Source organism: Mycolicibacterium sediminis (assembly GCF_010731735.1).
GTDB classification, from domain to species: domain Bacteria; phylum Actinomycetota; class Actinomycetes; order Mycobacteriales; family Mycobacteriaceae; genus Mycobacterium; species Mycobacterium sediminis.
In genome coordinates this window covers 1,510,671-1,535,697 of sequence record NZ_AP022588.1, presented here as the reverse complement: position 1 = coordinate 1,535,697, position 25,027 = coordinate 1,510,671, and the positions used below count along the sequence as shown (strand labels likewise).

19 protein-coding genes are annotated in these 25,027 nt (G+C 70.6%); 9 read left to right on the top strand and 10 right to left on the bottom strand.

What is annotated here, in order from left to right:
• The first annotated feature begins 1 nt into the window (after window position 1).
• Window positions 2–727 carry a GntR family transcriptional regulator gene (locus G6N64_RS07460; protein ID WP_163796298.1) on the top strand — a complete coding sequence of 242 codons (726 nt, stop codon included), beginning with the start codon at window positions 2–4 and terminating at the stop codon, window positions 725–727.
• A 9-nt stretch (window positions 728–736) separates the two neighbouring features.
• Here G6N64_RS07460 and G6N64_RS07455 read toward each other — a convergent pair whose 3' ends face one another.
• The 3 genes from G6N64_RS07455 to G6N64_RS07445 all read right to left on the bottom strand — a co-directional run bounded on the left by G6N64_RS07455 (window position 737) and on the right by G6N64_RS07445 (window position 5,157).
• Window positions 737–1,663 carry an enoyl-CoA hydratase/isomerase family protein gene (locus G6N64_RS07455; RefSeq protein WP_246231210.1) on the bottom strand — a complete coding sequence of 309 codons (927 nt, stop codon included), beginning with the start codon at window positions 1,661–1,663 and terminating at the stop codon, window positions 737–739.
• 9 nt (window positions 1,664–1,672) lie between these two features.
• Window positions 1,673–3,205: a fatty-acid--CoA ligase FadD4 gene (gene fadD4 / locus G6N64_RS07450; RefSeq protein ID WP_163796297.1), complete on the bottom strand. Its 1,533-nt coding sequence runs from the start codon at window positions 3,203–3,205 to the stop codon at window positions 1,673–1,675.
• 122 nt (window positions 3,206–3,327) lie between these two features.
• Complete coding sequence (locus G6N64_RS07445) at window positions 3,328–5,157, bottom strand: phosphoenolpyruvate carboxykinase (GTP) (RefSeq protein ID WP_163796296.1); 1,830 nt, start codon at window positions 5,155–5,157, stop codon at window positions 3,328–3,330.
• A gap of 238 nt (window positions 5,158–5,395) precedes the next feature.
• On the opposite strand from G6N64_RS07445, the gene G6N64_RS07440 reads away from it, so the two are divergent.
• Window positions 5,396–6,016 carry a PepSY domain-containing protein gene (locus tag G6N64_RS07440; protein ID WP_163796295.1) on the top strand — a complete coding sequence of 207 codons (621 nt, stop codon included), beginning with the start codon at window positions 5,396–5,398 and terminating at the stop codon, window positions 6,014–6,016.
• A gap of 1 nt (window position 6,017) precedes the next feature.
• On the opposite strand, the gene G6N64_RS07435 is transcribed toward G6N64_RS07440, so the two are convergent.
• Window positions 6,018–7,046 (bottom strand): hypothetical protein, encoded by a 1,029-nt coding sequence (locus tag G6N64_RS07435; protein ID WP_163796294.1) that lies wholly within the window; start codon window positions 7,044–7,046, stop codon window positions 6,018–6,020.
• Window positions 7,043–8,017, bottom strand: a complete 975-nt coding sequence (locus G6N64_RS07430; protein ID WP_246231006.1) for a hypothetical protein — start codon at window positions 8,015–8,017, stop codon at window positions 7,043–7,045. The genes G6N64_RS07435 and G6N64_RS07430 overlap by 4 nt, the downstream gene beginning before the upstream one ends.
• 154 nt (window positions 8,018–8,171) lie before the next feature.
• Between G6N64_RS07430 and trmB the strand changes: the two genes are divergently transcribed.
• The 4 genes from trmB to G6N64_RS07410 all read left to right on the top strand — a co-directional run bounded on the left by trmB (window position 8,172) and on the right by G6N64_RS07410 (window position 17,697).
• On the top strand, window positions 8,172–8,933 hold the full coding sequence (gene trmB, locus G6N64_RS07425; RefSeq protein ID WP_163796293.1) for a tRNA (guanosine(46)-N7)-methyltransferase TrmB: 762 nt from the start codon (window positions 8,172–8,174) through the stop codon (window positions 8,931–8,933).
• Window positions 8,934–9,003: 70 nt separating this feature from the next.
• Window positions 9,004–9,642: an NYN domain-containing protein gene (locus G6N64_RS07420; protein WP_246231209.1), complete on the top strand. Its 639-nt coding sequence runs from the start codon at window positions 9,004–9,006 to the stop codon at window positions 9,640–9,642.
• Between the two features lie 54 nt (window positions 9,643–9,696).
• Window positions 9,697–13,017, top strand: a complete 3,321-nt coding sequence (locus G6N64_RS07415) for an MMPL family transporter (RefSeq protein WP_163796291.1) — start codon at window positions 9,697–9,699, stop codon at window positions 13,015–13,017.
• A gap of 141 nt (window positions 13,018–13,158) precedes the next feature.
• A complete protein-coding gene (locus tag G6N64_RS07410) occupies window positions 13,159–17,697 on the top strand; it encodes an EAL domain-containing protein (protein ID WP_163796290.1) in 4,539 nt (1,512 codons plus the stop codon).
• Here the strand turns inward: G6N64_RS07410 and G6N64_RS07405 are convergent.
• Window positions 17,694–18,875: an AI-2E family transporter gene (locus G6N64_RS07405; protein ID WP_163796289.1), complete on the bottom strand. Its 1,182-nt coding sequence runs from the start codon at window positions 18,873–18,875 to the stop codon at window positions 17,694–17,696. The genes G6N64_RS07410 and G6N64_RS07405 overlap by 4 nt on opposite strands.
• 76 nt (window positions 18,876–18,951) lie before the next feature.
• Here G6N64_RS07405 and G6N64_RS07400 point away from each other — a divergent pair, with 76 nt between their 5' ends.
• Genes G6N64_RS07400 through G6N64_RS07390 form a run of 3 tightly spaced genes read left to right on the top strand, consistent with a single transcriptional unit; the run spans window position 18,952 to window position 21,745 of the window.
• Complete coding sequence (locus tag G6N64_RS07400; protein WP_163796288.1) at window positions 18,952–20,100, top strand: lysylphosphatidylglycerol synthase transmembrane domain-containing protein; 1,149 nt, start codon at window positions 18,952–18,954, stop codon at window positions 20,098–20,100.
• Window positions 20,101–20,109: 9 nt separating this feature from the next.
• Window positions 20,110–21,363, top strand: coding sequence for a M23 family metallopeptidase (locus G6N64_RS07395; RefSeq protein ID WP_163796287.1), 1,254 nt, complete (start codon window positions 20,110–20,112; stop codon window positions 21,361–21,363).
• On the top strand, window positions 21,350–21,745 hold the full coding sequence (locus G6N64_RS07390) for a DUF3054 domain-containing protein (protein ID WP_163796286.1): 396 nt from the start codon (window positions 21,350–21,352) through the stop codon (window positions 21,743–21,745). The genes G6N64_RS07395 and G6N64_RS07390 overlap by 14 nt, the downstream gene beginning before the upstream one ends.
• Here G6N64_RS07390 and G6N64_RS07385 read toward each other — a convergent pair.
• From G6N64_RS07385 to G6N64_RS07370, 4 genes are all read right to left on the bottom strand, one after another.
• Window positions 21,639–23,069: a sensor histidine kinase gene (locus G6N64_RS07385; RefSeq protein WP_163796285.1), complete on the bottom strand. Its 1,431-nt coding sequence runs from the start codon at window positions 23,067–23,069 to the stop codon at window positions 21,639–21,641. The genes G6N64_RS07390 and G6N64_RS07385 overlap by 107 nt on opposite strands.
• Before the next feature lie 9 nt (window positions 23,070–23,078).
• Window positions 23,079–23,756: a response regulator transcription factor gene (locus G6N64_RS07380; protein WP_174266932.1), complete on the bottom strand. Its 678-nt coding sequence runs from the start codon at window positions 23,754–23,756 to the stop codon at window positions 23,079–23,081.
• Window positions 23,757–23,857: 101 nt separating this feature from the next.
• Window positions 23,858–24,238, bottom strand: a complete 381-nt coding sequence (locus G6N64_RS07375; protein WP_163796284.1) for a heme-binding protein — start codon at window positions 24,236–24,238, stop codon at window positions 23,858–23,860.
• Window positions 24,239–24,409: 171 nt separating this feature from the next.
• Window positions 24,410–24,997 (bottom strand): hemophore, encoded by a 588-nt coding sequence (locus tag G6N64_RS07370; protein ID WP_163796283.1) that lies wholly within the window; start codon window positions 24,995–24,997, stop codon window positions 24,410–24,412.
• Window positions 24,998–25,027 lie beyond the last annotated feature (30 nt).

Here is a 25,027-nt window from a genome sequence, read left to right as displayed (position 1 = left end):
GGTGCGCGCGCCACCGGCGTATCAGGCTCTTCGCGAACGCCTTCGGGATGAGATCGGCGCAGGGGTCTACTCCGGCGGCGCTCGACTGCCGACGGAGTCCGAACTCGTGGCCCGGCTCGGCCTGTCGCGGCAGACCGTGCGGCGGGCCTTCCAGGAGCTGGTCGCCGAGGGCGTCGTCTACCGGGTGCCGGGTCGCGGCACCTACGCCAACGACGCCGGCCGCTACCTCCGACAGCTCGGGTCGATCGAGGACCTCATGAGCCTGTCCGACGACACGACGATGGAGGTGCTGACGGGCCTGCGCCGCCGGGTCGACGTCGACGCCGCCAGCCGGTTGCGCCTCGACGACGACGTCGTCTACGCGGTGACGTTCCGGCGGCTGCACGACGCCGTCCCGTTCGTCGTCACGCGAGTCTTCCTGCCCGAACACGTCGCCCGACCGGTGCTCGGTGCCGCCGAGACCTCCGACGGCGCGGTCAGCACGACGACGATCATCGGGTTGATCGAGCCGCACCTGGCGCAGCCGATCGCCGAGGCAGCACAATCGATCACCGTCGGGGCCGCGGACGTCGACGTGGCCACCGGTGTCGGCTGCGCGGCCGGCCACCCGATGCTGCGCGTCGACCGGCTCTACGCCGACGCCTCGGGCACGCCCGTCGAGCTGGCGGTCAGCCACTTCCTGCCGGAGCAGTACACCTATCGGGTCACGCTGCGCCGGTCGCGCTGACCTGAGCGACTAGGTGACGGCGTCGACCAGACCCCACTCCAGCGCCGTGGCGGGGGTGATCGTCGCGCCGGACAGCACCAGGTACGCCGTCCGCCAGCGACCGATGCGGCGGGTGATGCTCACCGTTCCGCCCGCGCCGGGGATGAGCCCGAGTGCGAGTTCCGGCAGCCCGAACACCGCGTCCGGGGTACTCGTCACGTGCCCGCAGAACGCCGCCATCTCCAGTCCGCTGCCCAGCACCTGGCCGTGCACCTCGGCGCGGCAGGCCCGCCCGAGGCGTCGGGTGAGTTCGTCGAAGACGAGCGCCGGGCTATGGCGGGTGCGGGCGAGATGCGCCGTCGCGGGGTCGTCGAACGTGCCGAATTCCGCGAGATCGCCTCCGCTGCAGAAGGATGGACCGATGCCGCCGAGTACGACGCCGGTGACCGACGGGTCGATTCGGGCGACCTCCAGCGCCTCGAGGAGGGCAGCGCGCACGGGGGTGGAGAACGCGTTGTGGCGGCGTGGCCGGTTGAATCGCACGTGCAGCACGTCGCCGTCCCGGTCGGCGATCACCGGCTCGGGGTCGTCGGGCGGGTGCGCCGGGCCGCGCGCCGCGAGCCACCGCGCGAACTCGCCGCCCGCCTGCAACGTGGAGTAGGCCAGCGATTCTGCGATGACCCCGGGGAAGGCGGGGCCGGCGACGTCCACCGCTCGCAGCACGTCGTCGCACACCGCCGAGGCCTGGGGCCACTCGTCCACCCGTTCGGCGATGGCCGCGGCGCTGGCGCTCACCGACGGCACCCGGACGGTACGACGATCGACGGGAGGTGACTCGACGAGCGTGAACGTCGCACGCTGCAGCCAGTATTCGGCGTTCGACGCCTGTGGGTCACCGGTGGCAATCACGACGCCCGCCGTCGCGCAGGGCTCGTCGGCCAGGTCGACGACCCGCAGCGCCACGGGTCAGCTCACCGGTGCCGAGTACTTGTCGATCAGCGTCTGCTTGTAGAGCTTGCCGGTGTCGGTCCGGGGCAGCTCGGCCTCGAACGAGATCGACCGCGGACACTTGTAGTGCGCCAGGCGTTCTCGCAGCCACGTCACGAGTTCCTCGGCGAACTCGTCGGTCGCGTCGGCCGGGTCGACGGTCTGCACCACGCCCTTGACGCTCTGGCCCATCTCGTCGTGCGGGACGCCGAAGACGGCCGCGTCCATCACCCTCGGGTGCGTGACGAGCAGGTTCTCGGCTTCCTGCGGGTAGATGTTCACCCCGCCCGAGATGATCATGTGGTGCCTGCGGTCGGTGAGGTACAGGTACCCCTCCTCGTCGACGTAGCCGATGTCGCCGACCGTCATCCAGCCGTGGCCCTGCTTGTCCCGCGACGACTCGGTCTTGCCCGGATCGTTGAGGTACTCGAAGTCGCGGCCGCCCTCGAAGTAGATCTCGCCGGACTGGCCCGGCGGCAGTTCGTTGCCGTCCTCGTCGAGGATGTGCAGGCCACCGGCCATCGGCCTGCCGACCGAGCCGGGGTGGGTCAGCCACTCGTCGGCGCTGATGAGCGTGGAGCCGTGGGCCTCCGAGGACGCGTAGTACTCGTCGACGATGGGTCCCCACCAGTCGATCATCTGCTTCTTGATCTCGACCGGGCACGGCGCCGCCGCATGGATGACGCGCTCCAGGCTGGACACGTCGTAGGAGGTGCGGACGTCCTCCGGGAGCTTGAGCATGCGGGTGAACATGGCGGGGACGAACTGGCCGTGGGTCACGCGGTGCCGGGCGATCGCGTCCAAACACCCTGCGGCGTCGAACTTCTCCATCACGACGGTGGTGATGCCACCGGCCTGCACGTTCATCGACCACACCGACGGCGCCGTGTGGTAGAGCGGCGCCGGGCTGAGGTAGACGGCGTCGGGATGCATCCAGAAGCTCACCAGCGCCGACATCATGCCGGGCGCCTCGGCCGGCGAGACGTGGGGCAGCGCGCGCTTGATGCCCTTCGGCCGGCCGGTGGTCCCCGACGAGTACTGCAGCAGATCGCCCTCCCACTCGTCGTCGATGGGGGTGTCGGGCTGGTCGGCGACGCACTCCGGGTAGCTCTCCCAGCCGTCGAGGTCACCGTCGGCGAGCAGCAGGACGGCGGGCAGACCGTTGGGCAGTTCGGCGGCGAGTCCCCGGCACGTGTCGCGCAGCGCGTCGGAGCCGATGATCGCCGACGCACCGGAGTTGTCGATGATGTAAGCCGCCTCGGCGGAGGTGAGGTGCGTGTTGATCGGCACGTAGTAGAGGCCGCTGCGGCGGGCCGCCCACATGACCGCGTGCATGTGCTCGTTGTTCTCCAGCAGGATCGCGACCACGTCGCCCTCGCGCAGACCGCGGCTGCGGAAGTAGTGCGCGAGCCGGTTCGCCCGCGCCTCGAGCTGGTCGAACGTGACGACCGTGCCCGAGGGATAGAGGACGATGGCGGGTTTGTCGGAGCCCAGATGCTCGCGGATCTGCATGCCAAAACTTTACGACGGCCTCAGTTGACAGGTGTCAAGAGGGGTCGCGAGCGTGCGCAAACTCCGGGCCGGAGCGGCGTGTCGCGGAACAGACACGCACGGTCGCGGGGAGAGGGGACCGACTAGTCCGCTTCGGCGAGCCGGGTCTTGAGCGCGTCGAACTCGTCCTTGATGCCGGTGGGCAGCTTCTCGCCGACGAACTCGAACCACTCCTCGATCAGCGGGAGTTCCCTGCGCCACTCGTCGGCGTTCACCGCGAGCGCCTCGTCGACGTCGGCGGGGTCGACGTCCAGACCCTCGAGGTCCATGTCCGCCGCGGTGGGCACGATGCCGATCGGCGTGCTCTTGCCCTCGGCCTGGTGCTCGATGCGCTCGACGGCCCACTTCAGCACGCGGCTGTTCTCGCCGAACCCGGGCCACAGGAAGCGACCGTCGTCGCCGCGACGGAACCAGTTGACGAAGAACACCTTCGGCATCTTCGACTCGTCGGCGTTCTTGCCGATGTCGATCCAGTGCTGGAAGTAGTCGCCGACGTTGTAGCCCAGGAACGGCAGCATCGCCATCGGGTCGCGGCGCACGGTGCCGACCTTGCCCTCGGCGGCGGCGGTCTGCTCGGAGCCGAGCGTGGCGCCGATGAACACCCCGTGCTGCCAGTCGCGGGCCTCGGTGATCAGCGGGACGGTGGTCTTGCGGCGGCCGCCGAACAGGATCGCCGAGATCGGCACGCCCTGCGGGTCGTCCCACTCGGGAGCCAGCGTCGGGCACTGCGAGATCGGGGTGCAGTAGCGCGAATTCGGGTGCGCCGCCTTGCTTTCCGTCTCCCGCAGGATCCAGTCGTTGCCCTTCCAGTCGATCAGGTGGTCGGGCTCGCCCTCGAGGCCCTCCCACCACACGTCGCCGTCGTCGGTCTTGGCGACGTTGGTGAAGACGGTGTTGCCCCCGGCGATGGTCTTCATCGCGTTCGGGTTGCTGCTCCAGTTGGTGCCCGGCGCGACGCCGAAGAAGCCGAACTCGGGGTTGACGGCGTAGAGCCGGCCGTCCTTGCCGAATCGCATCCATGCGATGTCGTCGCCGACGGTCTCGGCGCGCCACCCGGGAATGGTGGGCTGCAGCATCGCCAGGTTGGTCTTGCCGCACGCCGACGGGAACGCCGCGGCGATGAAGTAGGCCTTGTTCTCCGGGCTGATCAGCTTGAGGATCAGCATGTGCTCGGCGAGCCACCCCTCGTCGTGGGCCATGGCCGACGCGATGCGCAGGGAGTAGCACTTCTTGCCGAGCAGCGCGTTGCCGCCGTAGCCCGAGCCGAAGCTCCAGATCTCGCGGGACTCGGGGAAGTGGGTGATGTACTTCGTGTCGTTGCACGGCCACGGCACGTCCGCCTGGCCCGGCTCCAGCGGGGCGCCGATCGAGTGCAGCGCCTTGACGAAGAAGCCGTCGTCGCCGATCTTGTCGAGCGCGGCCTGGCCCATCCGGGTCATGGTGCGCATGGAGACCACGACGTACTCCGAGTCGGTGATCTCGACGCCCAGCTTGGGGTCCTCGGCGCCGAGCGGTCCCATGCAGAACGGGACCACCCACATGGTCCGGCCGCGCATGCTGCCGCGGTACAGCTCGGTCATGAGCCCGCGCATCTCGGCGGGGTCCATCCAGTTGTTGGTCGGACCGGCGTCGACCTCGCGCTCCGAGCAGATGTAGGTCCGGGACTCGACGCGGGCGACGTCGGAGGGATCCGACAGCGCCAGGTACGAGTTCGGCTGCTTCTGGTCGTTCAGCTTCTGGAAGGTGCCGGCGGCGACGAGCTGCTCCGCCAGTCTCTCGTACTCTTCCTGGGAGCCATCCGCGAACGCGACCCGTTCCGGCTGGGTGAGTTCGGCAACCTCGCGGACCCAGGCCAGCAGGCCCTCGTGTGTGGTCGGCGCGTTGTCCAATCCGGGAATGGTCGCTGAGGTCATTTTCGATATCTCCTGCGTGCAGTCACGGTGGTCGCTTGATTGAGGTTAACGCGGGTGACGTACCCCCGGTTAATCGGGAGTATGTCCGATCTCTCACAGGAACGATTCAGAGACGGCGGAATCGGGCGTTTTTCGTCCGACGCCATTCGTACTGGTCGGTAACACCTTTCGATCCGTTTCCCGAGTCCGCGCGGCGCCTGATGTTCGTCGTCGGCCGCGCCTGGGTAGAGACGCGGGCGTGACGACGACGCAGAGGTTCAGAACGTCCCTGGTGTGCGCGACGGCGATCGGCGCCCTGGCCCTGTCCGGGTGTTCCTCGGGCGATGGCGGCGAGACCGCTGCGTCGTCGACGTCCTCGGCGTCCGCGTCGTCGTCCGAATCCGCGACGTCGACCACCCCACCCGCGACCGCGGGCCCCGGACCGGATGCCGACCTCGCCACGGCCAGGTTTCCCGTGGACCTCGACCGTGCGCTGTCGGTCGCCGAGCAGACCCTCCCCGGGGGCACGGTCACCAAGATCGAGCTGGAGTTCGATCGCAGCGGCAATGCGTGGGTGTGGAAGATCGACTCCCAGCAGAACACCGACCAGCACGAGATCAAGGTCGACGCCGTCTCCGCGCGGGTGATCGCCGACGACCGCGATCAGGAGTCGGCGAATCCGAGGGCTGTCGACCCCCGGAAGCTGACGCCGAAGGACGCCCTCGGCAAGGCGACCGCACTGGTACCGGGTTCGGTGGCCGAGTGGGCACTGGAGTGGGACGACGGCGTACAGCGCTACACGGTCGACGTCCGGACGTCCGGCACGGACACCCAGGACGTGGCCGTGGACGTCGACACCGGCACGGCCACCAGGAAGTAGCTCACGGCCCCGCCCGGCGACGTCGCATCCACTCCACCTCGGCGGCCAGCAGCCGTTCGGCGACCACCGACTCGGCGTGCCACCGCAGCGCCGCGACGGCCTCGACGACCCAGCCGTCGAGCACCGCCCGATCGTGCAGCAGCCGCCGCGTCCTGACCATCCACGCCACCAGCGCCAGGCCCACCGCCACGCCGGCGCCGATCCCCAGCGCCGGAGGGCCGCCCGCCAGGCCCGTCAGCACCCGGCCGATCGCCAGCGCGACCCCGAGGCCGAAACCGGCGCCGAGGACGGCCATCAGCCGGCCCTCCAGTCGGCGGGACGTCGTGCGTGGCGGTGCGGGCGGGTCCTGACGGTCAGGCGCCACGGCGTCCGCCGGGACGTCGACGCCCAGGTCGGTGGCAGCGACCGCGATCGCGCGGGTGATCTCGGCGTCGAGATCGGCGAGGACGGCGTCGACCGACCCGCGGGCGTCGGACTCGAAGCGCGCCACACCCCCGCTCGGGACGGCGGCGGCGTCCTCCCGCAGGACGACGCGCAGTGTCGAACACCGGTCGCGCACGACCCGCAGGAGCTGCAACCGGGTGCGCGCCAGCGCGGTCCTGACCTCGACGGCGTCGGCCCGCGGCGGTTCGACCGGGCGCGGATCCGTCAGCAGCTCGACCAGGTCGCCGAGGTGGGGCTCGCCCAGGTCGGGGGCGGCGGCGACGCCCACCCACGGGATCGTCCGATGCCGGGGGCTCCACCCGCCGACCCGCAGCCGGTCGGCGGCCAGTACCTCGCGCCATCCGCGGTGGGCGTCGATCTTCGAGACCACGCCGACCACCCGTCCCCCGTCCTCCGCTGCCCGCCGCAGCGGCTCCCAGTCGGAGCGTGTCAGCGGGGCGACGGCCGAGACGACCGTGACCACCGCGTCCGGCGCCGTCGCCCCGTCCCGGGTCACCACCACGTGTGCGGGCAGCGCCGCGCGCAGGGCCGTGACGACGCCGTCGACCCCGGCGAGAGGCGGTCCCACGACCCGGACGACGGTCACCGGGCGGACCCGTCGAGCAGCCGCAGCGAGCCGCGGACGATGTCCACGCTGCAACGGTGGTGCAGCGTGGAGACCGGCCCGCGGCCGTACCGGCGCCACAGTCGTGCCCGCTCGAGGTGGTCGGCGGCGGTGTCACCACGGTCCACCCGCAGGCCATCGGCTTCGACGACGTCGACGGCGGCCGCCATCACGGCGAGGACGGTGTCGTCGGAGGCCAGCCAGGCGTCGACGGAAGTGTCTGTCAGAGAACGCAGTTCGGCGACGGCGTCGAGCACCCGTCCGTAGCCGACGCGTGCCGACGCAGCGTCCAGCGCGGACGACACCTCGTCGACGTTGCCCAGCCGTCGCAGATGATCGGACAGACCCGACGGGTCGACGCCGCGGTCCAGCGCCAGGATGGCGTGCGCGATCCCGAACCGGTCGAGCACCGCCAGCAGTCGCGTCCGGACGTCCCGCCCGACCCGGTGCGGGTCGTCGACGAAGGAGTCGACGCCGGTCATGTCCGGCGGGTGGACGGCGAAGGCGCGCAGCGCGGCGACGAGGTCGTCGTCGAGCGAATCCGGGCCGAGGGCGCCGAGCAGGCCCACGACGGGCACCGTCGGGACCGCCGAGCGCGACTGGATCGCCGCGGCGCGGCGGCGGGCGACGGCGAGCGGGCCGCCCGCACCAGAGCCGGCCAGGTCGGCCTTCGTCAGCGCGAACAGCGCGGGTCGGTCGGCAGAGCGCACGAGCGCCAGGTCCTCGGCCTTGGCGTCCTCCGCGATGACGACGACCGCGACCTCGGCGTCACCTCCCGACACCGCCACCCCGGCCCGCCGCAGCGCGGCCTCGACGGTGCGCCGACCGACCCCCGCGCGGCCGAGCACCGCAACCCGATCGGGCCGGCGCAGACGGTCGGCGAGCAGCCATGCGTGCGGACACGACCCGGTGCTAGCGAAGTCCGCCAGGTGAACGGCGAAGGCATGCGTCACGATGGAAGTCCCCCCGTTCCATCGTGGCACCGGCGGGTACACCCGCGGAGCACCGATTTCGGCTACCACGGCGGCCCGACCCGGAAGGCAACCATTGGGTATCAATCCGCACCACGATGCGGGCACCCGGCCCGACACGAGGGACGATGGGGTAATGCATGCCCAGCGCGAGGACGCCGGTCAGGACGTCGGCGCCTCCGCTCGGGAACCCCTGCACCCGCACCCCCGCATCACCAGCTTCCGGGCGCGTCACGCCGGCCTCACGGACCGGCAGGAGGAGACCTGGGCCCGCAGGTGGCCCGACCTCGGTGCGGAGGCCCGAAACGCCGACGGCAGCCCGGCGGCCCCACTCGACGCGGCGGCGTGGTTCGGCCGACGGGGGCCGCTGGTCCTGGAGATCGGCTGCGGTGCCGGCACCTCCACCCACGCGATGGCCCTCGAGGAGCCCGACCTCGACGTGATCGCGGTCGAGGTCTACCGCAAGGGACTGGCCCAGCTGATGGGCGCCGTCGAGCGCGACGGCCTGACCAACATCCGGTTCGTGCGCGGTGACGGCGTCGACGTGCTCGAGCACATGCTGGAGCCCGGGTCGCTGACCGGCATCCGCGTCTTCTTCCCGGACCCGTGGCCGAAGTCACGTCACCACAAGCGCAGGCTCCTGCAGCCCGCCACCGTCGCCCTGATGGCCGACCGACTGAAGCCCGGCGGGGTGCTGCACGCAGCGACCGACCACGCCGAGTACGCCGAGCAGATAGCGGAGGTCGGCGACGGTGAGCCACAGCTCGAACGAATCGATCCGGACCGGACCGACCTCCCGATCTCGGTCCGCCGGCCGGAGACGAAGTACGAGGCCAGAGGGCTGCGTGCCGGCAGCGCCATCACCGAACTGCTCTGGCAGAAGAGAGACCGCCGATGACGACGAGCAGTCGACCGTGACCGTCACCGACGACGTCGAGGTCGTCGAGGACCCTGCCGACGACGCCCCCGTGGTGCCGCAACGCGTGCTGCTGGTGTGGGATGCCCCCAACCTGGACATGGGGCTCGGCTCGATCCTGGGTGGCAGGCCCACCGCGGCGCACCGCCCCCGGTTCGACGCGCTGGGCCGCTGGCTGCTGGCTCAGACGGCCGATCTGTCCGCCGCGCGCGCCGAGGAGGGCCTCCCGGCCGCACTGGAGCCCGAGGCGACGGTCTTCACCAACATCGCCCAGGGCAGCGCCGACGTCGTCCGACCCTGGGTGGAGGCACTCCGCAACGTCGGATTCGCGGTGTTCGCCAAGCCCAAGATCGACGACGACAGCGACGTCGACTCGGACATGCTCGCGCACATCGCGTTACGCCGCAGCGAGGGTCTGGCCAGCGTCTACGTGGCGTCCGCCGACGGCCAGGCGTTCCGGCTCCCGCTCGAGGACGTGGCCCGCGAGGGCATCGCCGTACACGTCCTGGGATTTCGTGAACATGCCAGTTGGGCGTTAGCGTCGGATACCTTGGAGTTCGTCGACCTCGAGGACATTCCCGGCGTCTTCAGAGAATCGCTCCCGCGAATCGGCCTTGATTCGCTACCCGAGCAGGGTGCGTGGCTACAGCCGTTCCGGCCGTTGTCCGCGTTGCTCGCCTCGCGGGCCTGACAATGACAAACAGCTCAGGCCGAAACGACTTGACGCAGATCATAAGGAGTTGACGTGTTCGCCTGGTGGGGTCGAACGGTGTACCGATTCCGATACGCAGTCATCGGAATCATGGTCGCACTGTGCCTAGGTGGCGGCGTGTTCGGGATGAGTCTCGGCGCGCACGTTACTCAGAGTGGTTTCTACGACGAGGGCAGCCAGTCGGTGCACGCCTCGTTGGCGGCCGACGCGGCGTACGGACGTGACACGTCCGGCCACATCGTCGCGCTCTACACCGCGCCCGACGGCAAGACCGTCGACGATCCGGCCTTCAAGCAGAAGGTGCTGGACAACCTGGCCGAGGTGGAGCGCACGCACCCCGACCAGATCCTTCGGACGATCGGCTACTTCAAGGCGCCCGAGGTCCTCAAGACCATGGCCGACGCCGACAAGAAGCACGCCTTCATGTCCGTGCAACTCAAGGGCGACAACGACGACGTCATCCTGAACAACTACAACAAGAACGTCGGGTCCGACGGCACGACCGTCAAGGAAGCGCTGAACATCCCCGGCGTCGAGGTCCAGCAGGCCGGCCTGCAGCCGCTGGCCAGCGAGCTGACCGGCACGATCGGCGAGGACCAGAAGCGCGCCGAGGTGGCCGCCATCCCGCTGGTCTGCGTGGTGCTCTTCTTCGTGTTCGGCGGCGTCATCGCCGCGGCGCTGCCCGGCCTGATCGGCGGCCTGACCATCGCGGGCGCGCTCGGCGTGATGCGCCTCGCGGCCGAATTCATCCCGGTGCACTTCTTCGCGCAGCCGGTGGTGACCCTGATGGGGCTCGGCATCGCCGTCGACTACGGGCTCTTCATGGTCAGCCGATTCCGTGAGGAACTGGCCGAGGGCTACGACACCGAGGCGGCCGTCCGCCGCACCGTGATGACGTCCGGCCGCACCGTCATGTTCTCCGCGGTGATCCTGGTCGCCTCGTCGGTGCCGCTGCTGCTGTTCCCGCAGGGCTTCCTGAAGTCGATCACCTACGCGATCATCGCGTCGGTCATGATCGCGGCGATCCTGTCGATCACGGTGCTGGCCGCCGCGCTGGCGATCCTCGGCCCGCGCGTCGACGCGCTCGGCGTCAAGACGCTGGTCAAGTTCGCGCTGCCCGACCCCGTCGAGGCCGATCCCGACAACCCGAAGACCAACACCTTCGCCGTCGCCTCGATCCCGCTGGGCGTGCTGCTCCCGCCGGTCGGCATCGCGCTGGGCCACATCGCCCGCAAGCGCATCAAGGAGACCGGCGAGAAGGGTGCCAACCTCGCCCTGATCGGCCAGGTCCTCGGCTACACCGCGCTGTACGGCGCCATGACCTATGGGATCATCGCGCTGAAGGACGCCGACGTCATCGGCAGCGCCGTCTACTGGATGCTGCTCGGCATCGTCATCTTCCTGGTGGTCGTGACGTTCGGCCTGGCACTCGCCCGCTACGTGCCGCTGGCCCGCAAGCCCATCGTCTGGTGGCTGCACTGGCTCGCCGAGAAGACGCAGAAGAACAAGACGCGCGCCGAGGTCGAGAAGGGCTTCTGGGGCAAGCTCGTCAACCGCGTGATGAAGCGGCCCATCGCGTTCGCGGCGCCGATCGTGATCTTCATGATCATCCTCATCATCCCGCTCGGCCAGCTCGCGCTCGCCGGCATCAGCGAGAAGTACCTGCCGCCGGACAACTCCGTCCGCCAGGCGCAGGAGGCGTTCGACAGGACGTTCCCCGGCTTCCGCACCGAACCGCTGACGATGGTCCTGGAGAGCCAGAACGGCGAACCGGTCACCGATCAGCAGATCGCCGAGGTCCGCGCGAACGCGACGGCCATCCCGGGCTTCATCGAGCCGGACGACGACCCGTCGAAGATGTGGCAGGAACGGTCCTACCTCGACGGCGCGTCGAAGAACCCCGACACCCGCGTCATCCAGAACGGTCTGGTGAACCGCGCCGACGCCCCCGAGAAGATCGAGGAGTTGCGCGCGCTGGCCGCACCGCGGGGCATCACGGTGTCCGTCGGCGGCACGCCCGCGCTCGAACAGGACTCTATCCACAGTCTGTTCGACAAGCTGCCACTGATGGGCCTGCTGCTCATCACGACCACGACGATCCTGATGTTCCTGGCGTTCGGGTCGGTGGTCCTGCCCATCAAGGCCGCGCTGATGAGCGCGCTGACCCTCGGTTCGACGATGGGCGTCCTCACGTGGATGTTCGTCGACGGCCACGGGTCCGGCGTCATGAACTACACGCCGCAGCCACTGATGGCCCCGATGATCGGTCTGATCATCGCGGTGATCTGGGGGTTGTCGACCGACTACGAGGTGTTCCTGGTCTCCCGAATGGTGGAGGCGAGAGCCCGCGGTATGTCCACGGCCGAGGCCATCCGAATCGGTACCGCGACCACGGGCCGGTTGATCACCGGCGCCGCCCTGGTGCTGGCCGTCGTTGCGGGTGCGTTCGTCTTCTCCGACCTGGTGATGATGAAGTACCTGGCGTTCGGTCTGCTGCTCGCGCTGCTGCTCGACGCCACGATCGTCCGCATGTTCCTGGTCCCCGCGATCATGAAGATGCTGGGCGACGACTGCTGGTGGGCACCGCGCTGGATGAAGCGGCTGCAGGAGCGGCTCGGCCTCGGCGAGACCGAACTGCCCGACGAGCGCAGGCGACCGACGGTGCGCGAACAGGAGAACGATCCCGCCGCGCTGGTCGGTGCGGGCGCTCCCATCCGGCCGCGGCCACCGCACGATCCCGGCCACCCCGAGGGCGGCCTGCCCGCCGCACCGCGGCCCGGGCTGCCGACCGGACCCGGCGGCGGACGGGCGCAGCCCGTGGCCGTTCCGCCGCGGGTCAGCCAGCCGTCCGCGACGGCGACCACGCGCATCCCGACGCCTGCCGGCTCTGGCGCGGGGTCGGGCGAGGCACCCACGACGCGGTTCGCCGCGCCGACCGAGCCCGCATCGAACGCCACGGCAGCCACCCAGCGGACGCCTCGCGTCGACCCTGGCCGAGCCGCACCCCCGCGTGGCGGTGCACCCCGCGCTCCCGAGCCGACGCCGGCGCGTCAGCCCGAACCCGCGCGGGCCTCGAACCGGGAGATCGAGTCCTGGCTCGGCGAGCTGCGGGGTTCGGCGCCCGCCGGATCACACCCCGCGCCGACTCCGCCGTCGGCCGAGCCGACCCGGGCGATGCCGGGACCGGCAGAAGCCGGGAACGAGCCCACGACGGCCATCCCCACCCCGCGCAAGCAGGATGCGGATGCCACCGAGAAGATCGACACCCGCGACGCGGCCGTCGACGAGGAGCGCAAGCGGCGCGGCGGCGGCATGAGTGCAGCCGATCTGCTGCGCCGCGAAGGGCGGATGTAGCCGACTCGGCAACTGCTGCTGCCGTACGCTGGGAAGCGCCCGACGTCCGCCTGGACATTCGTTCGACGCGGGGACGACGCGTGAGTTTGCCGTCTTCTCCGTTACCCGTCGGCCTATCGGCACCGGGGGGTCTGATGCGAGATGAGCGGTGAGTTCGACGGGGTCACCCCGCGGACGATCGTGGTGGGCTCCTCGGCGGGCGGTCTCGACTCCCTGACCGCACTCCTGCGTGCCGTTCCGGCCCGCACCGGGTGGTGCTTCGTCGTCGCTCAGCACCTGGGCCCGACGGACCGGAGCATGCTCGTCGACCTGCTGCAGCGGATCACGCCGCTGCGGGTCGTGGAGGCCACCGACGGCGCCCGACTCGAACCCGAGGTGGTGTTCGTCGCTCCGCCCGGCACCGACGTCGTGGTGAGCGACACGACCGTCGGCCTGTCCAAGGCCGACGGCGAGCGACGGCCGTGGCCGAGCATCGACCGGCTGTTCGCCTCCGCTGCGACGTCGTTCGGCGAGGCGTCCGTCGGGATCGTGCTGTCCGGAACCGGGCAGGACGGCGCGGCCGGCGTGGCCGCGATCGGCATGGCGGGCGGTGTGGTCATCGCCCAGGACCACACGTCGGCGGCGTTCGAATCGATGCCCGACGCGGCCGATGCGACCGGTGCCGCGGACCTCCGATTGCCGCCCCAGGAGATCCCGGACGCGCTCGACCGCATCCTGGCCGATTCCCCCGCCGGCTCTCGCGGTGGTGTTCAGGCGGCTCAGGAGTACGGGCCGTCGGACCTCGACGGCAACGGGCAGGTGCTCGACGACGCGGCGGTGGAGACGACCGTCGCCGCCCTGCGGTCGGCGACGGGCGTGGACTACTCGGGCTACAAGCGGACGACGCTGCGTCGCCAGATCGAACGGCGGCTGCGGGTCACCGACCGCACGCCCGCGGACTATGCGGACGTCCTCGCCGCCAGCCCCGGCGAGGCGACCGCGCTCACCCACGGCCTCCTCGTCGGCGTCACGGCGTTCTTCCGGGACCGTGCCGTGTGGGACGAGGTCGCGGTGCAGTTGCGCGGCATCGTCGACGCCCTCGACCCGGCGACACAGCTGCGTATGTGGGTGCCCGGCTGCGCCAGCGGCGAAGAGGTCTACACCCTCGCCATGCTCGCCGCCGAGGCGCTGGGCGGCCGGGACACCCGGGCACTGTCGGACGGGCTGAAGGTGTTCGCCACCGACCTCAACGAGTCCGCACTCGTCGCAGCACGCCGCGGCCGCTACTCCGAGGGATCCACCGCGGCGATCCCGCCTGCCCTGCGGGAGCGCTGGCTGACGCGGACGGGACAGGACTGGGAGGTGACACCCGACCTGCGGGAGTGCGTGGTGATCGCCCGGCACAACGTGGCCTTCGATCCCCCGTTCCCCCGACTGCATCTGATCTCGTTGCGCAACACGATGATCTACTTCCAGCCCCACCTCCAGGAGCGGGTCCTCGAACTGTGCAGGTTCGCGCTGCTGCCCGACGGGCTCCTCATCCTAGGCAAGTCGGAGAACGTCCCGCGCCTGGGACAGCGATTCTCCGTCGCGGCGGCCGAGCACCGCATCTACCGGCGCCGCAGCGTCGAGGGGCCCGTCACGGCGCCGACGGGACGGTTCGCGCCGATGACCACCACCGTCGCCAAGTCCGCTGCGGCGCAACGCCACGACCACGACGCGGCGCTGTACCGGCGCCTGCTGCGCGTACTTGCCTCACCGTCCCTGGTCCTCGACGGCGACGACCGGCTGCTCGAGGTGGTCGGCGACGTGACCCCATGGTGCGCGGTCGGCGAGGGACGTCACTTCGGCTACGCCGCCGAACTGGTGCGCGAGCCCTACCGCCTCGCCGTACGAACGCTGCTCAGCCAATTGCGGCACGGTAGCTCGGAGGCGCTGGAGCGCACGGTCGCCGGACCCGACGGACCCGTCACGCTGCGGGCGTCGAGGGTGGGGGCGGACGGCGTCAGCACGGTCGTGAGCTTCGGCGTCCCCTTGGCGTCGTCCACCGGACACGGGGTCGCCGCCGCCGAATCGGTGGCCGACCCCCAGATGACGAAGGCCCTCGAGTCCGCACAGGACGCGCTGCAGGCCACCATCGAGGACCTGAGTGGGTCCAACGAGGAGCTGCAGGCCCTCAACGAGGAACTGCAGGCCTCCACCGAGGAACTCCAGGCCTCGACCGAGGAGGCGCAGGCCTCGAACGAGGAACTCGAGGCGGCCAACGAGGAACTCGTCACCCTCAACCAGGAGCTGCAGGCCCGCAGCGCTGAATTGACCATGGCCAACGCCGATCTCGAGAACATCCAGGCGTCGCTCACCAGCGGTCTCGTCATCGTCGACCGCGACCTGCGGGTGCTGCGGTACACTCCGATCGCGGTACGACTCTTCTCGCTCATCCCGGAGGACGTCGGCAGGCCGATCCCGGCAGTGCCCACGACCATTGCCGTCCCGACCCTGGCCGCCGACCTCCATCACACGATCGCATCGCGCACCCCCGCACTCTTCGAACTCAGCGACGCGACCCGGGACCTGCTGCTGCAACTGCAGCCCTATCTCGGCTCGCGGGGCGAGGTGCTCGGCGCGCTGGTGATCGTCATCGACGTCGGTGACGTCGCCGAGGCGCGGCGTGAACGACAGCGGGCGCTGACGACGCTGGAGACCGTCGCCGGGTCGGTGCGCGAATTCGTCTGGCAGCGCGACGGTTCGGGCGCCTTCACGTTCCTCAACGATCGCGTGGCGGACGTCTACGGCCTCGACGGGAACCGCGTGGCGGAGAACCCGACGCTCCTGACCGCCGCGATCCACCCGGCGGACCGCACCCGCGTGGCGGCAGCGATGGCCAGTGCGGACCGGCGGTGGCAACTCGAGTACCGCATCGTCCGACCCGACGGAGGCGTCCGATGGATCGACGAGTCTGCGGCGGCGGGTGCCGACGATCCGACGACGGTCACCGGCAGCGCACTCGACGTCACCGATCGGCACCGACTCGAGGTGGCCGCATCCGAACGCGGGGCGGTCCTCGACGCGCTGCTGACCACCCGAACCGTCGGGATGTTGGTCCTCGACGCCGACGATCGCATCCTTCAGGCCAGTGACCTCGTCGCCGTCATCTCCGGACACCGACCCGAGACCCTGGTGGGCACGCCCCTGAACGTCCTGCTGGAACCCGAGCCCACGACGACCGCGCAACCGTCGGAGATCCGTCCGGGCCTCGATGCGCGCCGGATCCTCGGCCCGGACGGCGCGTACCGGGCGGTGACCCTCGAGCTGCTACCGGTCGCACTCGTCGGCGACGACGACGCGCGCGACGTGCCCGGTCGGGTCGCCCTGGTGCACGACGTCACCCAGATGCGGGAGACGACGGCGGATCTCGCCGCGCGAGAACAGTTCGACCAGCAGACCGGACTGCTCACCCGGACGTACTTCCGCTCGCGGACCGACGAGCAGGTGCGAACGGGCGGAACGGAATTCGCGCTGCTGTGGATCGATCTCGACGGGTTCAAGGAGATCAACGACCGCTTCGGGCACCGCTCGGGAGACATCCTGCTCGCCACGATCGCGACGCGGCTGCGGCGCGCCGCCCGCCGCTACGACGTGATCGGTCGGCTCGGTGGAGACGAATTCGCCATGCTGGTCACCCGCGTGCGGGATCTGGACGGGATCGAGACGCTGGTCCACCGGATCCTCGCCGCCGTGCGCGAACCGATCGACATCGACGGCACCCTGGCCTACGTCTCCGCGTCCGTGGGAATTGCGATGCACCCCCGAGACGGTGCGACCGCGGACGAACTCCTGCACAACGCGGACACCGCGATGTACGCGGCCAAGCACCAGGGCCGTGACCGCCACGTCTACTTCGCCAGCGACATGAACCTGCGCGCCGACGAGCGCGCCGAGATTCGCCGCGAACTCGCCGGGGCGGTTCGCAACCGCGAGTTCGAACTGCACTACCAACCGGTCCTCGACGTCACGACTCGCGAGGTGGCGCACGTCGAGGCGCTCGTCCGGTGGCGACGCAACGGTGAGATCGTCACCGCGGACGCGTTCCTCGGCCACGCGGCCGAGACGGGGCAGCTGCGCGGCATCGGCCGAATCGTGCTGGCGCTGCTGGACTCCGACATCGCCGAGTTGCACCGCAGGTTCGGCGATGCGCGGCCACGGGTCGCGGTCAACCTCTCGGGCGCCGAACTCGAGGAGCGCGACATCATCGACTGGCTGGTGGCGTGGAACCCCGCAGGCGGGTTCGAACGCGTCATCGTCGAGGTCACCGAGTCGGTGCTGCTCGCACCGGGCGGACGGTCGATCGACACCGTGACGGTGCTGCGGCGGCTCGGGGCGACGATCAGCATCGACGACTTCGGCACCGGCTACTCGAACCTCGAGGCGCTCGACCGGCTGCAGCCCGACATCATCAAGATCGACCGGTCGCTGCTCGAGCGCGCGGGTGACGCCGGCGACGGCAGGGGTGCCAACATCCTGAGGGCGGCGGTCCAGCTCGCTCGCGCGCTCGACGCCGCGGTCGTGATGGAGGGCGTCTCCGACGAGGCGATGTGGGAACGCGTCCGCGACCTCGGCGTCGACCTGGCCCAGGGCTACTTCCTGGCGCCACCCATGCCGATGCACGCCCTGCTGGAGTGGATCGGCGGCACCGCGGGTTAGTCGGCTGCGGGCTGCTTCGGTTCCGGGTCGGGATCCTCCGGCCCGGTGGCCGGGCCCTTGATCGGCCCGCCCACGGCGGCCTCCACCTCGGCCGCCTCGGCGCCGTGGTCGTCGGCGACCAACACCCGGATCGAACTGTTCAGGAAGGCGACGAGCGGTACCGCCAGCAGCGCGCCGACGATGCCGGCCAACACGCCGCCGGTGGCGATGGCCAGCACCACCCCGAGCGGGTGGATCGACACCGCCCGGCCCATCACCAGCGGCTGCAGCACGTGCGCCTCCAGCTGCTGCACGGCGAGGATCAGCCCGAACGTGATCGCGGCGTAGACCCACCCCTTGGCGATCAGCGCGACGATGACCGCGAGCCCTCCCGTCAGCACCGCGCCGACGAGCGGGATGAACGCGCCCAGGAACACCAGCGACGCCAGGGGCAGCGCCAGCGGGATGCCCATGATCGCCAAACCCGTCCCGATGCCGATCGCGTCGACGAGGGCCACCAGGAATGTCGCGCGCACGTAGCCGATCAGCGAGTGGAAGCCCGCCCGCCCCGCGTCGCGGACCCGGTCGCGGACGGTAGTCGGGAAGGCCCGGCTGATGAACGAGAAGATGTCGCGGCCGCCGTGCAGCAGGAAGATCAGCGTGAAGAACATCAGCAGCGCGCCGGTGACGATCTCGGCGATGGTGCCCGCCGTGGAGAACGCGCCGCTCGTGAGCTTGGCCTGGTTGTTCTTGAGCGCCTCGATGGCCGCGTCCGTCGCGCTCTTGACCTGGTCGTTGCTGAAGTGCGCGAGCATGCCCGTCGACAGCGTCTCGCGCGCCCCGGCGATGCTGCGCGTCACCTGCTCGATCAGCGCCGGTGCGCCCGAGATGAACTGGCTGACGACGAACGTCAGCAGGCCGCCGACGACGACGAGACTGCCGACCATGACCAGCGCGACCGCCGCGCCGCGGTTCATCCCGCGGGTGTCCAGGTGGTCGACGACCGGCAGCAGCATCGCCGTGACCATCGTCGCGAGGAGCACCGGCACCACGATCACCTCGAGGTGCCCGACCACCCACAGCAGCGCCACCAGGGCGGCGAGGATGACGATGAGCCGCCACGACCACGCCGCCGCCCTGCGAACCAGCGGACTGACCGACGCGTCGGCCGTCGAGTCGACCGAGAACCCCTGTGACATGGCGGAAGCGTAACGACTTGATACGCCCCGACCAGGGACGCGCTGACCGGACAGGTCCGCCGTTACCCTGTTAGGCGTGTCGCACGAGGAGTCGGTCGGCGACGCTCCCCCCGAGGGTCGCCCCCGCGGCAAGTACTGGTGGGTGCGGTGGGTGCTCATCGCCCTCGCGGTGATCGTGCTGACCGTCGAGGTGGTGCTGGTCTGGGATCAGCTCGCCAAGGCGTGGAAGAGCCTGCGGACCGCCGACCCCCGGTGGGTCGCCGCCTGCGTGGTCGCGTCGATGGCCTCGATGCACAGCTTCGCGCAGATCCAGCGCACGCTGCTGCGATCGGCAGGCGTCGCCGTGCGGCAGTGGCGCTCCGAGGCCGCGTTCTACGCGGGCAACGCGCTGTCGACCACCATGCCCGGCGGGCCCGTGCTCTCGGCGACGTTCATCTACCGCCAGCAGCGGCTCTGGGGTGCCACGCCCGTCGTGGCGTCGTGGCAGCTGGTGATGTCGGGCGTGCTGCAGGCCGTCGGACTGGCGCTGCTGGGCCTCGGCGGCGCCTTCCTGCTCGGAGCCAGCAAGAACCCGCTGTCGCTGATCTTCACCCTCGGCGGGTTCGTCGCCCTGCTGCTGCTCGCGCAGTCGGTGGCGTCCAACCCGCAGCAGATCGACGGCATCGGGGTGCGGGTGCTGACGTGGGTGAACTCCGTGCGCGGCAAGCCCTCGGACACCGGCCTGGCCAAGTGGCGGGAGACCCTCGAGCAGCTGGAGTCGGTGAGCCTCGGCCGGCGGGCGCTCGGCACGGCATTCGGATGGTCGCTGTTCAACTGGATCGCCGACGTCGCCTGCCTCGCGTTCGCCGCGTACGCGGCGGGCGGACATCCCTCGCTGGCCGGTCTCACCGTTGCCTACGCCGCGGCACGCGCGGTCGGCTCGATACCCCTGATGCCCGGCGGACTGCTGGTGGTGGAGGCGGTGCTCGTCCCCGGCCTGGTGACCAGCGGGATGACGCTGGCGTCGGCGATCTCGGCGATGCTCATCTACCGGATGGTCAGCTGGATCTTCATCTCGGCCATCGGCTGGGTGATCTTCTTCTTCATGTTCCGCACCGAGAAGGACATCGACCCCGACGCAGCCGTCGGCGGCATCGACGCCGATCCCGTCGACGACGTCACCCCGTTCAGCCCGGACCCGGAGGTCGTTCACGAACCGGAGTCGCGGCGCGATCCCGAGCCCTAGGATCGACTCATGAGAGCACCGCTCCCCGGCATCGTCGCCGTCGTCGCCACGGTGGCGATGCTCGCCGCGTGTTCGGGATCATCCGAATCCTCAAGTGCGTCCGACGAATCCACCACGTCGACGACCGCGCCCGCCGCGGCCGATGCGGGGCCGGTCGCCCCCACCCCGGTGCTCGCCAGCGTGCTGTCCGCACCCGTGCCGGTCCCGACGACCGACGGCAAGGTGCACCTGGCCTACGAACTGTCGCTCACCAACTCGATGGGCCAGGACGTCGACCTCGAGTCGGTCGCCGTGCGGGCGGGGGACCGCACGCTGCTGACGCTGTCGGGCGACCGGCTGGCCTACTGGACCAGGATCCTCGGCGCGGGGGACGTACCCACCACCCGGCTCGGACCCGCACAGGCGGCGACGGTGTGGCTGGACGTCGTCGTCGACGGCGCGCAGGGCAGCACACCCGCTGTGCCGCAGGAGCTTTCGCACATGGTGGCGGTGAAGCTCAGCAAGCCCATGCCGCCGCTGCTGCCCGCCACGATGACCGAGGACGTCGCCACGGTGGCGGTGTCCACGCACGCACCACCGGTGATCGCGCCACCGCTGAACGGGCCGGGATGGCTCGACGGCAACAGCTGCTGCGACATGACGGCACACCGGATGGCGCTGAACCCGCTGAACGGAAGTCTCTACGCCGCAGAGCGATTCGCGATCGACTACGTGCAGCTGTCGGCGGACGGGACGGTGTTCCGCGGCCCGAAGGACCGGACGGAGTCCTACCCGTACTTCGGCGCCGACATCCACGCCGTCGCCGACGGTCCTGTCGTGTCGGTGCTCGACGGCCTGCCCGAGCAGACGCCCGGGGAGAGTCCGTCGGGGCTGCGCCTCGAGGAGTACGGGGGCAACCACGTCGTGCAGGACATCGGGGACGGCAACTACGCGTTCTACGCCCACATGAAGACGGGCTCGGTGCGGGTGCGGCCCGGCGACCAGCTGACGACCGGACAGGTGGTCGGCAACCTGGGCAACAGCGGCAACACCGACGCGCCGCATCTGCACTTCCACGTGATGAACGGACCCGATCCACTCATGTCCGACGGACTGCCCTTCGTCTTCCGGTCGTTCGAGCTGGAGAGCCGGCTCGCGACCATGGACGCGCTCGGCCCACTGCTCGACGGAACGCCGGCGCCGCTCCAACCCGGCGTCACCGCCCGCACCGAGACCGACACGAGCCCCCTCGTCCTGGACGTGATGCGCTATGACGTCGGATAGCCGCGCCCGTCGCGCGGTCGCGCTGGCACTGGTGGCCGACGCCGCGTGCGTCCTGGCGTTCGCCGCCGTCGGCAGGCGGAGTCACGCCGAGGGGCTGACCGTCACGGGCGTCCTCGAGACGGCTTGGCCGTTCCTGTCCGGAACGGCCCTGGGCTGGTTGATCATTCGCGGTTGGCGCAACCCCTCGTCGGTCGTGCCGACCGGAGTCGCGGTGTGGGTCGCGACCGTCGTGGTCGGCATGGCGCTGCGCAGGGCGACGTCGCAGGGCACGGCCGTCAGCTTCGTGATCGTCGCTTCGCTCGCGACCGGAGTCCTGCTGCTCGGCTGGCGCGGCGGCGCAGCGATCCTGACTCGGCGCCGGTCAGTTCGACCCGATCGGTGACCGCGTCGCCGTCCTGATCGGCCGTCACGGTCAGGGTGGCGCGCAGCCCACCCAGTGGCCCGTTCGACAGCTCGATCGTGCCGCCGTGCAACGCCGCCTGTTGCGCCACCAGTGCCAGACCCAGGCCGGACCCACCCGGCGCGGCGGTGCTGCCGCGCGCGAAGCGCCCCATGACGGCACCGTGCTCCTCGGTCGGCAGCCCGCGACCGTCGTCGTCGACCACGATCACCATCGACCGGTCCCACCGGTGCGCGGCCAGCACGATGCGCGTCGCCTCCCCGTGCGCTATCGCGTTGCGCACCAGATTGTCCACCGCCAGCCGGAGCCCACCGGGCCACCCCCACACGGTGCCCACGCCGTCGTCCGACTCGACCGCGATCTCCACGTCGCCGGTGTGGGTGTTCTCCCGGGCGACGCGGTCGAGCATGTCGGTGACGTCGATCTCCTCGCGGTCCTCGGCCTGCGCCAGCTGACCGGACGCGAGCTGCCCGAGCGCGGTGATGATCGCCTCGACGCGGCGCTGGGCCCGCGCCAGGTCGGCCACGACCTCGTCGCGCTCCTCGGCGGGCAGGTCGTGGATGCGCAGCGTGTCGAGATCGGCACGCATGGCGGTCAAGGGCGTGCGCAGCTCGTGGGCGGCGTTGGCGGCGAAGTCCTGCGCCGCCTGCAGGCTGTTGGTGGTGGCCTGCTGCGCCGCCGTCAACCGGCTGAGCATGCCGACCATGGCCTCCGACAGCTCCTCCGCCTCCCGCACACCGGTGACCGCGTCGATCCGATCGGTCCCCGTGCCCAGCCGCATGGTCTGCACGGTCAGCCGCCGCAGCGGACGGATCGCGGGGCCGGCGAGCAGCCAGCCCAACCCGCCCGCGATCAGCACCGCGCCGAGGCCCACCGCGGTGTAGAGCGGAATCCTGGCCGGGCTCAACAGGATGCTGTCGGCGCGGATGCCCACCGACATCAGGACGCCGCCCTGCTGGTCCATCGGGACCGTGCGGACGCGGAAGTCGACGCCGTTGACCTCGACGGTCTCGGTCCCCGGGATGAGTTGCGGCAGTTGGAAGCCGCGCTGGAAGACCACCTGGCCCGAGGAGCGGGACCGACCGGTGGTCAGCACGCCGCGACTCGGATCGCTGAGCTGCTCGGGATACATGCTGGCGTCGACGATCGAGTCGAGCCGCCGATCCAGTTGCGCCGCATCGTTGTTCGCCAACACCACCGACGTCAGCACGGTGAAGACCGCGACCACGGCGGCCGCCGCGGCGGCGGACGCCAGCGCGACGCGGGTGCGCAGTGACGCCGACCGGAGGAAGCGGGGAAGCTGCAAGCGAGGCTTCTAGGGGTCCTGGCGCAGGACGTAGCCGATCCCGCGGACGGTGTGGATCACCCGGGGCCGGCCCTCACGCTCGAGCTTGCGTCGCAGATAGCTGATGAAGACGTCGGCGACGTTCGTGTCGACGTCGAAGTCGTAGCCCCAGACGAGTTCGAGCAGACGCTGCCGGGACAGCACGACCCCCGCGTTCTCCGCGAGCACCGCCAGGAGGTCGAACTCGCGCTTGGTGAGTTCCGCGCGTTCGCCGTCCACGAACACCAGGCGACGCGCGGTGTCGATGGTCAACGGGCCCACCGTCATGGTGTCCGACGGCTGGTCCGAGTGCGACGACCGGCGCAGCAGCGCATGCAGGCGCGCCACGAGTTCACCCAGGTCGAACGGCTTCGTGAGGTAGTCGTCAGCGCCCGCCTCGAGACCGGCGATGCGGTCGTTCACGGTGTCGCGGGCCGACAGCACGCAGATCGGGATGTCGTTGCCGAGCGCCCGCAGCGCGGTCACCACGGCGACGCCGTCGAGTTCGGGCATCTGCACGTCGAGGACCAGCGCGTCGTGCGTCTCCGTCGACAGCAGCCGCAGCGCCTCCCTGCCGTTCGACGCGACCCGGACGTCGAAACCCGAGTGCCGCAGGCCGCGCGACACCGACGTACGCACGTCGGGATCGTCGTCGACCATCAGCACCATGTGCCCGGAGCCGTCCGGAGACGACTCCACGCCGGTGTCATCCCCCTGGTCGCTGCGCTCCAGCCCGCCGGTGTCATCCCCCTGCCTCAGCGGCACGGGGCCTACGGGAGTGCGGGCGCCGGTGCCGAGCCGCAGCGGTTCTTGAGGTCGACCAGCGGCTGGCGGATGCCCGTCAGCTCGGCCTTGGTCTGCGGGTTGTCGTTGAGGTAGCGGTCGACCTCGACGCGGACCTCTTCGCGGTTCTTGCCCTCGAGGCCGGTGAAGAAGTTGTTCACGTCCGGGTGCGTGAACAGGTAGGCCGACGTCGACGCGGAGACGCCGGAGGCCACGCCTGCCAGATCGGCGGCGGTGCAGTTCGGCGGGTTCGGCGCGGGCTCCGCCATGGCGGAGGGCAGCGCACCGAACAGCATCGCGCCTGCGATCGCGCCGGCGCCCACGACGCCAGCAACCGCACGTCGCCCAGCATTGGCCGAGAGCAACATGATCAAGCTCCTTCTTCGAAGACTGAGAGGCCGTAACCCCAGGCGGTTACCGACATCGAAGAGCTAAGCAGAATCTGTGACGAGTTTCTTGCCTTGCGGTCAATCAGCTGTGAGGAAGCGTAAAAGCCCAGGTCGTTTCTCAGTCGACCGTGGCGTTCGCGCCGGGAATCGCTATCCGGCGGTGGTCGACGCCGGTCCGGGCAGCGGCCCGGTGCCCAATCGTGGGGCCGGCCGAGGGGCCTGCACGGCCGGTGCCGTCGCGCCGGGCACGCCGACCGTCTGTGCCGACGGCGCGCCTGCCGGCAAACCTCCGGGCACCGCACCGGCGACGGCACCGCCCTGCGATTGCGCGGTCTGCATCAGACCCAGCAGCTGCGGCAGCGTGAGCGGCAACTTGCACCGTCCGGACAGCGTCGTCAGCGGAGCCTGCAACTTCTTCAGGTCGTCGGCGGCCTGGGGGTTCGCGTCGAAGTAGGTCTTGAGCGAGACGAGTGACTGCGGCCCGCCCTGCTGCTGCGAGATCGTCGTCAGCGCGGTGTTGGTCTCGGGGTGTGCGTCGAGGTAGGTGCCGGTCGACGTGGCCACCGAGCCGATGGTCTTGGCCACCTCGCTGGCGGCGCAGGGATCGGTCGCCGCGGTCGCCGACGGCGCCGACACCGCGCCGGGCACCGCCACGGCTGCGACGGCTGCGCCGCCGGCCGCCGTCACGGCGAACACACCGAGCAGACCTCGCCGAGCGAATGCGGGCATCGTGGTCATGGGTTTCTCCTCACGGTCCGCGCGCGCTTC

What these genes read in the sequence shown, in the direction of transcription:
- fadD4 (WP_163796297.1), bottom strand. Translation starts at nt 3,205, where the DNA reads ATGCAGATCCGCGAGCATCTGGGCTCCGACAAACCCGCCATCGTCCTC.
- G6N64_RS07445 (WP_163796296.1), bottom strand. Translation starts at nt 5,157, where the DNA reads ATGACCTCAGCGACCATTCCCGGATTGGACAACGCGCCGACCACACAC.
- trmB (WP_163796293.1), top strand. Translation starts at nt 8,172, where the DNA reads ATGCATGCCCAGCGCGAGGACGCCGGTCAGGACGTCGGCGCCTCCGCT.
- G6N64_RS07410 (WP_163796290.1), top strand. Translation starts at nt 13,159, where the DNA reads ATGAGCGGTGAGTTCGACGGGGTCACCCCGCGGACGATCGTGGTGGGC.
- G6N64_RS07405 (WP_163796289.1), bottom strand. Translation starts at nt 18,875, where the DNA reads ATGTCACAGGGGTTCTCGGTCGACTCGACGGCCGACGCGTCGGTCAGT.
- G6N64_RS07395 (WP_163796287.1), top strand. Translation starts at nt 20,110, where the DNA reads ATGAGAGCACCGCTCCCCGGCATCGTCGCCGTCGTCGCCACGGTGGCG.
- G6N64_RS07390 (WP_163796286.1), top strand. Translation starts at nt 21,350, where the DNA reads ATGACGTCGGATAGCCGCGCCCGTCGCGCGGTCGCGCTGGCACTGGTG.
- G6N64_RS07380 (WP_174266932.1), bottom strand. Translation starts at nt 23,756, where the DNA reads ATGGTGCTGATGGTCGACGACGATCCCGACGTGCGTACGTCGGTGTCG.
- G6N64_RS07375 (WP_163796284.1), bottom strand. Translation starts at nt 24,238, where the DNA reads ATGTTGCTCTCGGCCAATGCTGGGCGACGTGCGGTTGCTGGCGTCGTG.
- G6N64_RS07370 (WP_163796283.1), bottom strand. Translation starts at nt 24,997, where the DNA reads ATGACCACGATGCCCGCATTCGCTCGGCGAGGTCTGCTCGGTGTGTTC.